Annotated in this window: 9 protein-coding genes; 8 read left to right on the top strand and 1 reads right to left on the bottom strand. The window is 37.2% G+C overall.

Annotation, left to right across the window (positions count from 1 at the left end):
- Nucleotides 1-157 precede the first annotated feature (157 nt).
- The 7 genes from D0T08_RS07685 to D0T08_RS07715 all read left to right on the top strand — a co-directional run bounded on the left by D0T08_RS07685 (nucleotide 158) and on the right by D0T08_RS07715 (nucleotide 12780).
- A complete protein-coding gene (locus tag D0T08_RS07685) occupies nucleotides 158-1255 on the top strand; it encodes a DUF1800 family protein (RefSeq protein WP_116982040.1) in 1098 nt (365 codons plus the stop codon).
- 7 nt (nucleotides 1256-1262) lie between these two features.
- The gene (locus D0T08_RS07690; protein ID WP_116982041.1) at nucleotides 1263-2777 is read left to right on the top strand and encodes a DUF1501 domain-containing protein; all 1515 of its coding nucleotides are present in this window, start codon (nucleotides 1263-1265) and stop codon (nucleotides 2775-2777) included.
- A 13-nt stretch (nucleotides 2778-2790) separates the two neighbouring features.
- A complete protein-coding gene (locus D0T08_RS07695) occupies nucleotides 2791-5178 on the top strand; it encodes a PA14 domain-containing protein (protein ID WP_116982042.1) in 2388 nt (795 codons plus the stop codon).
- A gap of 536 nt (nucleotides 5179-5714) precedes the next feature.
- Nucleotides 5715-7649, top strand: a complete 1935-nt coding sequence (locus D0T08_RS07700; protein WP_116982043.1) for a DUF1800 family protein — start codon at nucleotides 5715-5717, stop codon at nucleotides 7647-7649.
- 7 nt (nucleotides 7650-7656) lie between these two features.
- Nucleotides 7657-9168 carry a DUF1501 domain-containing protein gene (locus D0T08_RS07705; protein ID WP_116982044.1) on the top strand — a complete coding sequence of 504 codons (1512 nt, stop codon included), beginning with the start codon at nucleotides 7657-7659 and terminating at the stop codon, nucleotides 9166-9168.
- A 15-nt stretch (nucleotides 9169-9183) separates the two neighbouring features.
- Entirely contained in the window at nucleotides 9184-11577 is a 2394-nt protein-coding gene (locus D0T08_RS07710) for a PA14 domain-containing protein (RefSeq protein ID WP_116982045.1), read from the top strand.
- Between the two features lie 207 nt (nucleotides 11578-11784).
- Nucleotides 11785-12780, top strand: coding sequence for a sterol desaturase family protein (locus tag D0T08_RS07715; protein WP_116982046.1), 996 nt, complete (start codon nucleotides 11785-11787; stop codon nucleotides 12778-12780).
- Nucleotides 12781-12811: 31 nt separating this feature from the next.
- Here D0T08_RS07715 and D0T08_RS07720 read toward each other — a convergent pair whose 3' ends face one another.
- On the bottom strand, nucleotides 12812-13519 hold the full coding sequence (locus tag D0T08_RS07720) for a thioredoxin domain-containing protein (RefSeq protein WP_116982047.1): 708 nt from the start codon (nucleotides 13517-13519) through the stop codon (nucleotides 12812-12814).
- 254 nt (nucleotides 13520-13773) lie between these two features.
- Between D0T08_RS07720 and D0T08_RS07725 the strand changes: the two genes are divergently transcribed.
- On the top strand, nucleotides 13774-16590 hold the full coding sequence (locus D0T08_RS07725) for a TonB-dependent receptor (protein ID WP_116982048.1): 2817 nt from the start codon (nucleotides 13774-13776) through the stop codon (nucleotides 16588-16590).
- Nucleotides 16591-16629: the final 39 nt, after the last annotated feature.

The raw sequence follows: 16629 nt of genomic DNA on the forward strand, positions 1-16629 counted from the left end.
CTACTTCCTTAACGACTTGAAGCTTAAAGCTTAGCGTATAATCTTTTTGTGTACGCTTCACATAGTTGTTTTGATTTCCCATCTTCGATACTTTTTAATGTATCGCTATTTCAGGACGTGACATGGTACAGAAAAGAAGGATGGCGCTGGGAAATCTATCCCCACTTATAACAATAATGATATTGCTAATCTGGCGAAAGTATTCACCGGATTATCGTGGGGTGATAGCAAATATTTAGGGGATGTAAATAAAGACTACTGGAGTTATACAAAAAAGCTTAAATTCTATGCAATTGACTCAAGTGATGCCTATCTTAGACCTTGGGTTCATCCTAGTAATTGGGTTATTGTAAATGGTCATGAAGTTGGGCCTAAAACTTTCTTAGGAAATACCATTCCAACCCGCTCTGTTCAACAAGGAGAGTTAGATATTAAAGATGCATTGGATATTTTATTTAATCACCCGAATGTAGGCCCTTTTATAGGACGCCGCCTTATTCAACGATTGGTTACATCGAATCCTAGTCCTGCTTATATACAACGTGTAGCATCCATCTTTAATAATAATGGCAGTGGGACCAGGGGAGACCTAAAGGCAGTTGTCAGGGCAGTTTTGCTAGACCCTGAAGCTAGAGACTGCTGTAACAATGGCGATACGCAGTTTGCCGGTATATTTAAAGAGCCATTTATCAGATATACGAATTTAGTCAAAGGTCTTAATTTAACCGCCACAGGTGGTGTGTTCCGTAACGTTATGAGAAGGGCTTATGACAAAACTGGACAAATTCCTATGTATTCACCTAGTGTGTTTAACTTCTTTGCGCCTGATTACACACCAGATGGTGCACTAAAAGGTACGGGCAAATATGGACCTGAATTTCAGACTTTAAATTCTCAGACCTTAACAGGCTATCTGAATGCATTAAATAGCTGGATTATTGTAGATGATGTGGTTGAATACACTACCTATTTTAGTGGCGAGAAGTATAAGCCATTGCAAGAGCCTGGGTTTATTTTAACTGCTGACTATCCGTTGACAAGAAATGACAGGTTGCCACAGTTATTAGATAAATATAATCTGATTCTGGCTCATGGCAGGCTTTCTCAAAAAACGCTTGACATTATCAAAGGGGCTTTATTAGAGATGCCTATTAGTGTAACCAATGGAGTTCCTAATGCTGATGACGCTTCAAGAAGAGTTCGTATTGCAATTTTCTTAATTATGGCATCTCCAGATTATCTTATTAATAAGTAACAATAAAATGAATAGACGTGATTTCATAAAACAGTCTGGTTGTGCGGCTATGGGAACGACAACTTTACTGAGCACACTAACCAGCTTAGGAGCAGTAAATGGAGCTATAGGACATAAAAAATATCCTTCAAAAGAGGCTGCTGCTGAAGATTATAAAGCATTAGTATGTGTGTTATTCTCAGGTGGGCTTGATTCTTATAATGTGTTGGTTCCTAGGGGAACAACTTCAGGTGATAATGGCTACACTGAGTATGCAAATACAAGAGGAGATCTTGCTATAACTAACGCATCGCTTTTACCGCTTAATAATCCTCAATGCACAGGCTTCAGAAATTTGCCTTGCAATTATGGGTCTTTTGGGATTCACCCTTTGATGCCTAGCATGAGAGACTTGTTTAATACAGGTAAACTGGCATTTATGGGTAACGTGGGTACTTTAGTAGAGCCTATTAAGAATTTATCAGAGTTTCAGAGTGGTTTAAAAAAGATTCCGGATGGTATCTATTCTCATTCTGATCAAATCATGCAGTGGCAAACGTCAGTTCCACAAAGTAGACGTGCGTTGGGAGTTGGTGGAAGAATTGCCGATCTATTGAATGCTGGTAATTCGAATGCACAGATTTCGATGAATATCTCTTTAGGAGGTAAAAATATCTTTCAAACCGGAGAGAGTATTACTGAATACTCTATAGGTAATAATGTAAACCCTAATACTGTAGGGCTGGAGACTCTGCCTGCGTGGTGGAGTAGTTCAGGTTTGATGACTGATTTGAGAAATGCAGCAATTGATAGTTTAGTTGGGCAGACTTATGCTAATTTACTTCAACAAACCTATGCGGGTTCAGCTAAAAGCGCTATTGCTGCCTATGGTTTCTTTAAAGAGGCTATAAAAAAAGTACCAACTATGGCTACCCAGTTTCCGGCTACAAGTTTAGGAGCAGACTTGGCAGCGGTGGCAAAAGTAATAAGTGTAAGAAGTTATCTTGGTGCTAAAAGACAGATTTTCTTTGTAAATTACGGTGGTTGGGATATGCATGATAACCTTGCAGGAGGGTTAAACCAACGTTTGCCAGTAGTAAATGATGCCCTGAAAGCTTTTTATGAATCTACCGTAGAATTGGGTTTGGCAGATAAAATAACAACGTTTACAATTTCAGATTTTGGTCGTACAGTTACCTCTAACGGCTTAGGTTCTGACCACGGCTGGGGTGGAAACTCTATGGTTATAGGTGGAAGTGTGAAAGGGGGTAAAATTTATGGTTCTTTTCCTAGAATGAATCTTACAGACAATACGCAGACTATTTCTTTTAGAGGGAACTTTATTCCGGCTGTTTCTACAGATGAATTATATGCAGAAATGGCCCTATGGTATGGTGTAAGTCCTGCTGATTTATGTTATGTTTTGCCTAATCTCAGTAATTTTTACAATTATACGCCAGGTAATTACCCGATAGGATTCATGAATTTTAATGGTACTACTATTTCAACCGATAATAAACCTCAATCATGCTTAACATATTGAGATTATATAGTACATGAAAAAAATCTATAAAATATTTTTATTATTTCTACTTATCCCATTAGTGGATATTAAAGCCCAGAGTTGTATCGGTCCGGCAGGGCAGGTTAAATGGGGATATTGGGGAAATTTCCCTATGTTTCCAGATGTAACTGATGTCTGGGCCTTAGAAAATTTTCCGAGCAGACCCGACGGTTCTCAGATAATCAACTCTTTAAGAGCACCTATTAATTATAGTGATTTTTATGCTGGTATGATTCGAGGCTTTATTAAAGTACCTCAAACAGATAACTACATTTTTAACCTGACTGCTGACGATAAGGCTGTTTTTTATTTAAGCACCAATCAGTTGCCAGCAAATAAGGTAAAAAGAGCAGAAGTCGTAGTTTCTACTACCTTAGATCAGCATGATAAAGATCCTGCTCAGAATTCTGTAAGTATACAATTGGTGGGAGGACAGTATTATTATTTTGAAATGTATAATTTCGATTGGACAGGTAATGATCATTTGACTTTATCATGGAAAAAAGCTTCTACTCCTGCTGCTCCCTGGGCTATAGTAGATTTTAATAATATTTATGAATATGCCTGCGGACAAGTATGCCCTGAAAGAGGAACACCTTGTAATGATGGTAATTCTGCAACTACCAACGATCAGCAGGATGGATTCTGTAATTGTTTAGGCACTCCTGCTAAAGCTAATACCTGTATAGGTGAAAAGGGACTTACTGAAGCGTATTATTATGATAATATCGTGGGTAATTATGTAGTAAACGATTTGATTAATGCCCCAAAATTTCCATTATCACCAGATAGAAAAGAAAAACTTTTGGGAGCTTATGGCCCTTTATCGGCTACCCCAACTTATTCTGCTGATAATTATGGAACCCTCGTACAAGGTTATTTAACAGTACCAGTCTCGGGTAATTATGAGTTTAATATAACTGGTGATGGGAATGTGCTATTTTACTTAAGTAGCAATGATAATATCGCGAATAAGACGGCTCATCAGGCAAATGTTTACCAGGTAGATGAAACCGACCATACTAATAGTGTTTCTCAAACAATAGCACCATTTTTTATGGAGAAAAATAAGTACTATTATTTTGAGTTCAGGCATAAAGAAAATACCTGGAGAGATCACTTTAATTTGTTCTGGAAAACGCCTTTCCATGAAGATAAAGAGTGGAAAAGAGTACCTGCTTTTTATTTATATGATTATAAATGTGATGTGCAATGTATTCCTGCGGGGACTGCTTGTAATGATGGGGATCCTTTTACTAATGATGATAAGATAGTTAATTGCGAGTGTGTAGGGACACCTTGCTCAGGGGCTAATTGCGATGATGAATCAGCAAGATATAAGGTTTATGATTCTTGTAGTCCGACAGATAACCTGACTACGCTTTCAGAAGCTGCGTGGGTTTCTTGTGGTACACTTAAACCAAATCCTAATCCGGCAAGGTCTGCTAACAAAAACTGGATTATGTACGATTTTAATAATAGTTATAAATTTCAGGATACCAGAGTTTGGAATTATAATGTAACCGGCGAAACCAATAAAGGCTTTAAAAGTGTCTATGTGGATTATTCGATAAATGGTACAACCTGGCAACAACTAGGGGGTACTTATTCCTGGCCACAAGCGCCCGGAAATGGTGATTATGCTGGCTTTATTGGGCCTAATTTTAATGATATCAGAGCTCGATATGTGCTTATTTCAGCTATTAATAACTGGGGAGATGCCTCTTGTTCCGGATTTAGCAAAATAACTTTCAATGCGTCTTTGTGCGATACTGAGGGTACTACTTGCGATGATGGTGATCCGCTTACAATAAATGATAAATTTGATAATAGTTGTAACTGTAGAGGTGTGAATATTAATTGTGCCAGCGATACTATTAAATTAGACCGTTCTCCTTTGAGCGATGGCGATTATAAGGCTAAGAAAAGTATTGCAGCTGAAAGCCTTGTTCCTGCTACCAAGGATATTTCTTTTACAGCAGGTAATAGTATTGTGCTACTTCCGGGTTTTCAGGTAAATAATACTGCAGTATTTAAAGCTGATATTGCCAATTGTGTGCAACAAGCTTTTGCTAATAATACTGGTGAAAAATTAACTAATGCAACTGACGATAAATCAGTAACAGAGTTTTCGACTGATAGTACTGAAATCAATAAACTCAAAAAGATTATCTTCAGAATTAATAAGCCGGGTTATGTAAAACTCAAACTGAAAGATAAGAGTGAAAATACAATAGTAACCATCATAGATAGTTACTATGAGAATCTTGGAACACAAATCAAATTGTTGCCAACTAATAGACTTCCGAAAGGTATATACTGGATAGAATTAGACTATGCTGGTAAAGTACTGAAAGAGCAATTAGAAATAAAGGATTAGAAAGGGAACCTGCTGATGAAATTTATGAATTATTTAACACATAAATTTTTACCAGGAGGTCTTTTTATGTTCATAATGATAGTAAAACTAGGCTTATTTCTATAGGAACTGATTAATAAAGAGTTTTCATCCTGATATTTGCTTTATTATCTTTGCCTATAGAAGCATCATACAGTATTATTAAATACCATATTTTGAAATTTTAATCTTAACTTAATAATGTTTTTTTTATATTTGTATATATAACCAAAAATACTACCTAGTCCTACTTACAAATTGTCCCAAATTTGTATAATTATATATTATAACAAATAACTTTTAAATTTTTTAAAAGTCTATATAACTACTATTTTCTAAATAAATACGACATCTAACTTTATAAAAATCACCAAAAGTAAAAAATAATATAAATGGGATTACTATGTCCTTTTTATATACTATGAATAATTTTTTGTGGGTTGATTTTTGCTGCTACTGTATAAATCATACTATTATTATAGGTTTGAATTATTTACTTAAATTTCTATTCATTTGAGATGAGCTTTCCTTTGTTGGTGTTCCAAGGGCTTTTTAGAATCCGTCGGGTAATAACTTTTACTTTATTGATTGGCTTTACAGGCATAAGTATGCTTACTAATGCTCAGCAAAAAATCATATTTGGTAAAGGTAATACTACTAATGTATTGGTTTCCTCCTCTTCTTCTAGTGCAAGTAATCAGACCGCTCCCAAAACGCTTATGAGTTCAGGTTACCTGCCCAATAAGAATGCAGCTGCCAGACTACTTTCTCAGGCTACTTTAGGAACTACGTATGGCGAAATTGAAAATGTAGCCACCATTGGTATCGAAAAATGGGTTGAGCAGCAATTGGCTATGCCTAATTCATTTAAGATTACAAATTATCTACAAAATCTTCATCAGTCTATAGTAGATTCAGTGAAACGGACTGATCCAACAAGAACATTATCAAATGTATTTTTAAGTGATTGGCATTTTGATATTTCATGGTTTCAGGGTAGTATGACGGCTGCTGATATTTTGCGTTGGAGAGTCGCTTTAGGGCTTAGCGAGATATTCGTTACCTCTCGTGTTTCTGCATTTGCTGATAATCCATATGCGTTGGCCAGTTACTATGATGTATTATTAGATAATTCATTTACCAATTATCGTACGCTGATTGAGAAAATCACTTACCATCCTTCGATGGCTGTTTACCTTACCTTTATGAATAATCATGCAACCGATTTTAATAATGGTAAGCAGACTTACCCTGATGAAAACTATGCACGTGAGGTAATGCAGCTATTTTCAATAGGGCTGTTTCAACTAAACATAGATGGTACCGAAAAGAAAGATGCGAATGGAAAGTCGATTCCGACTTATAATAATAATGATATAGCTAATCTGGCAAAAGTTTTTACAGGTTTATCATGGGGTGATAGTAAATATATCGGCGATAGAAGCAAAGACTACTGGAGCTATACAAAGAAGCTTAAATTTTATGCCATTGATTCAAGTGATGTGTATATAAGATGGTGGGTGACTAATCCAAATAATTGGAGAATTGTAAATGCTCATGAAGTGGGTGTTAAAACCTTTTTAGGTAAAACTATTCCTGCCCGGTCTGTAGAGCAAGGCGAATTGGATATTAAGGATGCCTTGGACATTATATTTAATCATCCGAATGTAGGCCCCTTTATGGCAAGACGTTTAATCCAACGCCTGGTTACTTCCAATCCGAGTCCGGCTTTTATTCAGCGTGTAGCTACTGTTTTTAATAATAATGGGAGCGGTGTAAGAGGGGATTTGAAAGCAGTTATAAGAACTATTTTGACTGACCCCGAAGCGAGAGATTGCTGTAACAACGGAAATACTCAGTTTTCAGGAATGTTAAAGGAGCCATTCTTAAGATATATGAACTTGGTTAAGGGCTTAAACCTAACTTCTGCAACAAATGTATTTCGGAATTCAATGAGAAGAGCTTATGAGAAAACCGGACAAATACCTATGTATTCACCAAGTGTATTTAATTTTTTCTCTCCTGATTATACACCGGATGGTGCTCTAAAAGGTACAGGTAAGTATGGCCCTGAATTTCAGACATTAAACTCTCAGACGCTTACTGGTTATATGAATGCCCTTAATACCTGGCTTATCAATGACGATCCTATGGAATATTATGGCTATTTCGGAGGTGAAACCTATAAGCCTGAACAAGAACCTAAATTTAATCTGACGGCAGACTACGCCTTAGTAAGAAATGACAGACTTACACAGCTTTTAGATAAGTACAACCTTATTTTAGCACATGGAAGATTATCAAAGAAGAACCTCGATTTTATAAAAAAAGCTATATCGGGTATACCTCTTAGTATAACTAATGGCGTACCTGACAGCGATGATGCTTTCAGAAGAGTGCGTATTGCTATCTATCTGATCATGTCTTGCCCTGACTACCTCATCAATAATTAACATAGAAATGAATAGACGTGATTTCTTAAAACATTCAGGTTGTGCTGCTATGGGAACCACAACCTTACTGAGTACACTGACAAGTCTGGGTGCTGTAAATGGAGCGATGAGCCATAAAAAATTTTCTTCAAAAGAAGCAGTTGTTGCAGAGGATTATAAAGCACTGGTTTGTGTACTATTGGCAGGGGGTATTGATTCTTACAATGTATTAATCCCTAATGGAACAGCTGACAACGGATATAGTGAATATGCGGCAACGAGATCAGACCTTTCAATAGCACAAGCTTCACTTTTATCATTGAATAATCCTCAATGTACAGGTTTCAGAAATATACCATGTAATTACGGTTCTTTCGGAATCCACCCGGCTATGACCGGAATGCGGGATTTATTCAATTCAGGAAAACTGGCATTTATGGCCAACATCGGTACTTTGGTAGAGCCCATTATGAATGCCTCTGAATTTAATAATGGATTGAAAAAAATTCCGGATGGCATTTATTCTCATTCAGACCAGATTATGCAATGGCAAACTTCTGTTCCACAAAGCCGCAGTGCCCTAGGTGTTGGAGGTAGAATAGCTGATTTATTGAATGCCGGCAATGTTAATAACCAGATTTCGATGAATATTTCTTTAGCAGGAAAAAATATTTTTCAGACCGGTGAAAACATTGCTGAATATTCTATTAGTAATAATGTAAATCCTAATAATGTAGGACTGGATGTTCTGCCTACTTGGTGGAGTGACTCAGGCTTGATGAATGACCTGAGAAATACATCAGTTGATAGTATGGTTGGGCAAACTTATACCAACTCACTTAAGGAAACCTATTCAGGTACAGCTAAGGGCGCTATTGCCTCTTTCGATATATTTAAAGAAGCATTGAAACGGGTGCCAAGCCTGGCTACGCAATTCCCTAATACAAGCTTAGGAAATGATTTGGCGGCAATTGCCAAGGTAATAAGTGTAAGAGGTAACCTTGGAGCAAAAAGACAGATCTTTTTTGTGACCTACGGGGGTTGGGATATGCACGATGGCCTTGCTACAGGGCTAAACCAACGTTTGCCAGTAGTAAGTGGAGCTTTGAAAGCATTTTACGATGCTACAGTTGAATTAGGCATAGCCGACAAGGTAACAACTTTTACTATTTCAGATTTTGCACGTACCATAACTTCTAACGGACTAGGTTCAGATCATGCCTGGGGTGGAAACTCAATGGTAATAGGCGGGAGCGTAAAAGGTGGAAAGATTTATGGAGCTTTCCCGAGAATGGATTTAAATAATAGTCCGCAAAACATTTCATTCAGAGGCAACTTTATTCCGGCTGTATCTACTGACGAATTATACGCAGAAATGGCACTCTGGTATGGTGTCAGCCCTACTGATTTATGTTATGTGTTACCAAATCTGGGGAATTTTTATAGCTACACGCCTGGCAATTATCCAATAGGATTTATGAATTTTAATGGTACCTCAATTTCGACTGACGATAAGCCGCAGTCATGCTTAACTTACTAAGCTAAATAAGAGCAGATGAAAAAAACTTTATATATACTATTATTTATTTTAACTGCCTGTTCGGTGAGTGTTAGAGCACAAACCTGCATAGGCCCGGCCGGACAAGTAAAATGGAGTTATTGGACAAATTTTGATTCTTACCCCGATATGAAAGATTTGTCGGTTCTGGAAAATTTTCCTAGCAGACCAGATGGTTCTGAAATCATAGGTTCTTTAAAAGGGCCTGTTAACTATACAGACTATTATGCTGGTATGATCAGAGGATTTATTAAAGTTCCACAGACCGCAAACTATATTTTTAACCTGACCAGTGATGATAAAGGCTTTTTTTATCTGAGTACTAATCAGCTGCCGGCCAATAAGGTGAAAAGGGCTGAGGTAACTTCTTATACAGAAGAAAATCAGCATGACAAAGAACCCGGACAAACCTCTGTAAGCATACAGCTAGTAGGTGGCCAATATTACTATTTTGAATTATATAATTTTGAGGGTGGAGGTGGAGACCATCTGACTTTATCATGGAAAAAAGCTTCAACTCCTGAGGTACCGTGGACTATAGTTGATTTTAATTATATTTATGAATATAGCTGCGGACAAGTATGCCCGGAAAGAGGAACTCCATGCAATGATGGCAATGCGGCAACTACCAATGATCAGCAGGATGGTTTTTGTAATTGTGTAGGTATAGCGCCAACAGCTAATGCATGTGTAGGTGAAAGAGGCCTGATTGAAGCTTACTATTATGATAATATTGTCGGTTCTTATGTAGAGAACGATTTAATTAATTCTCCGAAATTCCCTTTGTCTCCAGATAGAAGAGAGAAATTAAAAGGCGCTTATGGACCTTTACCTGCGGCTCCTTTGTATTCTACTGATAATTATGGAACGCTTGTTCAGGGATTTTTGACAGTACCGGTAACAGGAAATTATGAATTTAATTTAACGGGCGACGGGCAAACTTTCTTTTTCTTAAGTAGTAACGATTCTCTTGAAAATAAACAGGCTCGTCAGGCATTGGTGATGTATGGAGTTGATGAAACAGACCACACTAATTCGGTATTTCAGACTATAGGTCCATCTTATCTGGAAAAGGGCAAGTATTATTATTTTGAGTTCAGACACAAAGAAAATACCTGGAGAGACCACTTTAATTTGTATTGGAAAACCCCATTTTATGAAAATAAAGTCTGGAAAAGAGTACCGAGTTTCTACCTTTTTGACTATAAGTGTGAAGTTTCATGCATAGCACAAGGTACGCCATGTAATGATGACAATCCTTTTACGAATGACGATAAAATTAATGGGAGTTGTGAGTGTGTAGGAACACCTTGTTCGGGGCCTGATTGTAACGACGAATCGGCCAGGTATCAGGTTTATGACTCATGTAGCCCGACCGATAACCTGACTACTTTTACGGAGGTTTCGTGGATTTCCTGTAGTAATGCAACGCTTAAGCCAAACCCTAATCCAACAAGAGCAGCTAATAAAAACTGGATCATGTATGATTTTTCAAACCAATACAAATTCCAGGATACCAGAGTCTGGAACTATAATGTAGCTGGTGAAACTACCAAGGGACTTAAAAGTGTATATGTTGATTATTCGGTAGATGGTACAACCTGGCAACCTTTAGGTGGTACTTACAACTGGCCTCAGGCACCCGGCAGTGCTGATTATGCCGGTTTTGTGGGACCGAATTTTAACGATGTGAAAGCCCGGTACATTCTTATTTCAGCTATTAATAACTGGGGAGATGCCACCTGTTCAGGATTGGGTAAAATAACTTTTGGTGCATTTCTTTGTGATAACGAAGGTACTCCCTGTGATGATGGTGACCCGTTGACTGAATACGATAAGTTTGATAATAGCTGTAATTGTAAGGGTATTAAAATCGATTGTGCTGTTGATTCGATTACATTAGATCGTTCACCTTTGAGTGATGGTGATATTAAAGCGATTAAAGGTATTGCTGCACAAAGTTTGGTACCTACAACGAAAGATATTTCATTTTCAGCAGGTAATAGCATCGTTTTACTACCTGGCTTTGAAGTAAATGCAAACGCAGTATTCACGGCTAATATTGCTGATTGTGTGCAACAGGCTTTTGCCAATAATGAAAGAGTGAGCCATGCAACTGATGATAAATCAGTAACAGAGTTTTCTACTGATACTACTGAAACCAGTAAATTGAAGAAGATTGTTTTCAGGATTAATAAGCCTGGTCAGGTAAAACTTAAACTGAAAGATAAGAGCGAAAAAACGGTAGTAACTCTTATAGATAGCTATTTCGAGAACCTTGGTACACAAGTAAAATTATTGCCTACCAACAAACTTCCAAAAGGTATATATTGGATAGAATTAACCTATGCCGGGAAAGTAATGAAAGAGCAGTTAGATTTAACGAAGTAGTTCTTTTGCGGTTAGATAATTTCGTTTTCAAGAAAGTGATTAAAGGCAACTTTAATCACTTTTTAATTAATAGCCTTACGATTAAGCTCTGAAATAGGTATACCTTCGCACTATATATTTTGTATTTTTCCTATATCAGTAGTTTTTTAAAAACAGCTGTATAGGATAAGTACAAACCTGACATTACCAAGGTTATAACTGAATTTTATGGAGTTTTTAAGTAAGATTCTAAGTGAAATTATTGATTTCTTTAGAATTGGCGGATTATTGAGTATCATACATTCCGGTCATTATGAGGTATTATTAACGTTAGAGGGTTTTCTGAGTTTTCTTTCTCCTATTGCGCCCTTATTAATAATTTTCGAAATTGGCTGGTTACTCGCTTCCCACCGCTTTAATAAAGAAACTTATCGGGTTCCTTTTATGATTATTCTCATTAATAGGGTTTTAACTCGTTTAATAGGAGTTTCTGTTATTCTTCTCTGTATCAAAATTTTCAGTAAATATGCTATCTTCCATGTATCGCTTAAATGGTACTGGTTTATTTATGGCTATCTGATTTATGAATTAAATACTTTTATACGGCATTATTTATCACATAAGATAAGATTACTTTGGTGCTTTCATTCGGTACATCACGCACCCGAAAGCCTTAATGCTTCTATCACCCTTAATACCTCTTATATAGAGAATATCTATACCGAAATCTTTACGGCTACTTTTTGTACTTTATTGGGAGTAAACCCTATCATGCTATTTACTATTATGATTTTAGATAGTATATGGGGCGCATTTGCGCATATCAGCGAAAACTCATTGAAAAACGCCCGATTAGGGTTCTTAGAGAAGTTTATCCTTACACCGTCTCACCATAGAGTTCATCACGGCCGTAATTATTTATATATGGATACCAACTTCTGTTCAATCATCAATATCTGGGACAGATTGTTTCATACTTACCAGGAAGAGGATGAGAGTGTACCTGTTGAATATGGTATTACCAGAGAGGTTGATTCCAGAAAAATAGTTGATGTATACTTTGGAGAATTCAGCGAACTATGGCAGGATATTAAACAAGCCTCAGGTTTGAAAAATAAATTGCTTTATGTTTTTATGCCACCGGGTTGGAGCCCTGATGGAGAAGATTTGACAGCTAAGACTTTGAGGACAAATTTTATAAAGACATTAAAAGAAGAGGTTTAGTTTTTGCTAAACCTCTTCTATACTCTATTAATCATTCCAATTGTTTCACTACATCCCCTTTCTCAATAAATCCCGCATTCGACCACTGGAGGGTTTTATTTTTATAAAGTTGCAAAACAGGCAAGGCATCTACACCTAAGCTTTTACACAAAGCCTGATTATCATCGGCATTGATTCGTATCACCTGTACCTTATCTTTCATATCCGTTGAGATTTCTTTCAGATACGGCTCCATTCTTTTGCAGGGTTCACACCAATCAGCATAGAAATCTACCAATACCAATTTATCAGAGTCAATTAACTGGCTGAACTGTTGCTGGGTCATACCCTCAGGTTTTGTTACCCCATCAGTAGTTTCGGGCAAATTAGCTGCACGCCATTTTACAATTCCGCCATCTAGTTCATATACTTCTTTGAAACCCATCTCACGCATTTTTTTGGCTGCTGCAGCGCTACGTATACCACTCAGGCAATAGACAAACACAGGTTTCGATTTATCCATCTGCTCAATTCTATTGGCAAAATTCGTGTCTTTCCAGTTAATGTTTTTAGAATCTATTAAGTGTCCTTTGGCATATTCTTCCGGTGTTCTTACGTCAAGAACCAGCTCGTTAGATAATGCTATTATTTTTTCAGAAAAGGTATTTGCTGAAAGGTTTGTTGCCTGATTTTTTTCTTGTGAGCAAGCTGTACCGAATAAGGTAAGGCTTAAAAAACAGGTATATAAGTATTTCTTCATGATTATGCTAACAATTATAGATAAATGAGTAATGCAATATACAAAAGCCTGATTATAAGTATATAAATATTTTACTAGACAAAATCAAGTCTGAAGTGCAAAAGAACGCGTTTTGCGCATAAATACCTACAATTGACAGGCCTTTAACAGATTTTTAACACTAGCCAAACATAACCAACCCATAATATTGACTTAACATTCACTTAATATTGGAGCAGTAGTTTTGCACCGTTAAAAACGACACAAAAACCAATATGACCAAGCGAGCAATTTCTACGACTCTTTTTTTATTATTTGCTACTGTTATCACTTTTGCCCAGACGGGTACTATTCGCGGAACAATCAAGGATATTAAAACCAACGAAGATTTAATTGGTGCTACTGTTAAAATCGACGGAACTACTTTAGGTTCAGTGACTGATGTTAACGGTTTCTTTTCGATTGCTAAAGTTCCGGCAGGTAAAGCGAAAGTGGTAATTACTTATGTTTCTTATAAAGATAAGGTAATTCCTGATGTAGCAGTGGTTGCCGATAACGTAACAGAAATCAATACAGTTCTTGAAGAAGAAGGCGCAGTTTTAGCTGAGGTAAAAGTTACTGCTGCCCGATTAACAAATACTGAGGTGTCGGTGATTTCCGAAATAAAAGCAGCACAAATGGTTGTAAATGGTATTTCGGCACAGCAAATTGCCAAATCTCTTGACCGCGACGCCGCACAGGTAGTGAAACGTGTACCAGGTATTACTATTGTAGGCGATAGATTCATCAATATCAGAGGTTTGAACCAACGTTATAACAACGTAATGTTGCACAACGCTTTCACGCCAAGTATGGAAACTGACGTAAAGTCGTTCTCATTCGATATTATCCCAAGTTCACAAATCGACAGAATGTTGATTTTTAAAAGCCCATCGGCTGAATTACCTGGCGAATTTGCAGGTGGTTTGGTTAAAATCTTCACTAAGAATATTCCTGATAAAAACTCTCTGGTAATAGATTACAGTACTTCTTACCGTAGCAATACTACTTTCGGAGATTTCTATCAGCCAAATCAAGGCAAAAACTACTGGACAGGCTTCAATAATGGCTACTATGATTTGCCTAAATTCTTCCCGGCAAATATCAGCCAGATTGCAAACAATCCTGCTGCATTAGAAACGGCTGGTAGATCATTGAAAAACGAATGGATTGCTAATAAAGGTAACGCTACGCCAGACCAGAGAATTGGTATCACAGGTAATTATAGATTTAATGCCGGTAATGTAAAAATAGGTAACGTAACAGCTGTAAACTACTCTGATACGCGTACCAACTTTGTAATTGATCGTAACGACTTCAACGCAAATATTAATAACACGCCATCTCCGATTTATAATTTTAACGACCAGCAATATAGCCGTAATATCCGTGTAGGTGTTATGCACAACTGGGCGTTCCGTTTGAACGAAGATAACTCTATCGAATTCAAAAACTTATTCAATCAGTTAAGCAACTCAAACTATACACACCGTACAGGTCGTGCGATTGAGGCAAACTATAATCCTGATAACCATTCGTTTAACCAGGTATATCGCGGTATTTATACCGGACAGTTAACCGGTAAACATACAGTGGCAAAAGGAAAAACTACGATTGACTGGGTGATTGGTTATAACAATTCTTATCGTGACCAACCAGATTACCGTCGTTATCGTTCAGATGTTGACCCTGGCACTGGTACGAAATCAGTATATATTCCTGTTGGAACTGCGCAGGCTTTCTTCTTAGGAAGATGGTTTTCAAAAATGACAGAGAATGGTTATACAGGTGCAGTTAACTTAAGTCAGAAAATCACACTTTCTAAAGAGAAAGAAACTGAAATGGAGTTGAAAGCAGGGGTTTTCTATGAGAAAAAAGACCGTACTTTCGATGGTAGAAATTTAGGTTATGTACGTGGGTCAAACTTTAATGGTGAGCTTTTCACTGCCCCGATTAACGTTATCTTCAATAATGTTAATAATACTAACGGTATCAGAATTGATGAACAGACGAACCCTAATGACTCTTATACAGCAGGTAATAAGCTAATGGCCTATTATGCTAATGCCAATATTCCGCTTAGCAAGAAACTGAACATCATTGCCGGTGCACGTGTAGAAGACAATACGCAAAGCCTGCAAAGTGCCTTTATCGGTGGGGCAAAAGTATCTGTTAAAAATCCGGTACTAAGTATATTACCATCTGCTAACCTTTCGTATAACTTCTCTGAAAAAATGTTGGTCAGAGCTGCTTACGGACAAACCATCAATCGTCCCGAGTTCAGAGAGTTAGCACCGTTCTCATTCTATGATTTCGATTTCAATGTGGTATATGAGGGTTATACAGGCTTAAAAATCGCGACTGTAAACAATTTCGATGCTCGTTGGGAATTTTATCCAACGCCATCAGAGGTAGTTAGCTTTGCTGCTTTCCACAAAGATTTCAGAAACCCGATTGAAATTGAGGTTGAAGCCGGTAGTGGTTCGTTAGGTGCAAAAACTTTTATTTATAACAATGCTAAAAGCGCCAGAAGCACAGGTATCGAATTAGAAATCAAAAAAGGACTGGCAAGTATCACTTCTTCAAAATTCCTTGAAAGAGTAAGTGTATTATTCAATACTACTTTATTAGTAAGTAAAGTAAAATTAAGAGATGGTTCGGCAGGCCAGTCAGACAACCGTCCTTTACAAGGTCAATCTCCATACATTGTAAATACTGGTATCAACTACAACGACCAGGACAGAGACTTCCAGGTAAACATTCTCTACAACGTAATTGGCAAAAGAATCTTTGCCGTAGGTTTCGATGGGTATCCTGACCTTTACGAAATGCCAAGAAATGTGCTTGACCTTACTTTCTCTAAAGGAGTGGGTAGAGACAACAGATTCGTAATCAAAGGTGGTGTGAATGATATATTCAATCAGGCAGCTTTGATTTTGCAAGATGGCAATCAGGACGGCAAATTTGACCGTAAAAAAGATGAAATCATTCAACAGTACAAGCCGGGCAGATTATTCTCAATAGGTGTAAGCTACACTTTAAGTGGAAAGTAAAAGACGAATCGTATCAATCGATCATACAGTAAAATTAAA

This window comes from Emticicia sp. C21 (genome assembly GCF_003418935.1).
Taxonomy (GTDB): Bacteria; Bacteroidota; Bacteroidia; order Cytophagales; family Spirosomataceae; genus Emticicia.

Coding starts and splice junctions, on each gene's coding strand:
- D0T08_RS07690 (WP_116982041.1), top strand. CDS start 1,263: ATGAATAGACGTGATTTCATAAAACAGTCTGGTTGTGCGGCTATGGGA.
- D0T08_RS07695 (WP_116982042.1), top strand. CDS start 2,791: ATGAAAAAAATCTATAAAATATTTTTATTATTTCTACTTATCCCATTA.
- D0T08_RS07700 (WP_116982043.1), top strand. CDS start 5,715: ATGAGCTTTCCTTTGTTGGTGTTCCAAGGGCTTTTTAGAATCCGTCGG.
- D0T08_RS07705 (WP_116982044.1), top strand. CDS start 7,657: ATGAATAGACGTGATTTCTTAAAACATTCAGGTTGTGCTGCTATGGGA.
- D0T08_RS07710 (WP_116982045.1), top strand. CDS start 9,184: ATGAAAAAAACTTTATATATACTATTATTTATTTTAACTGCCTGTTCG.
- D0T08_RS07715 (WP_116982046.1), top strand. CDS start 11,785: ATGGAGTTTTTAAGTAAGATTCTAAGTGAAATTATTGATTTCTTTAGA.
- D0T08_RS07720 (WP_116982047.1), bottom strand. CDS start 13,519: ATGAAGAAATACTTATATACCTGTTTTTTAAGCCTTACCTTATTCGGT.
- D0T08_RS07725 (WP_116982048.1), top strand. CDS start 13,774: ATGACCAAGCGAGCAATTTCTACGACTCTTTTTTTATTATTTGCTACT.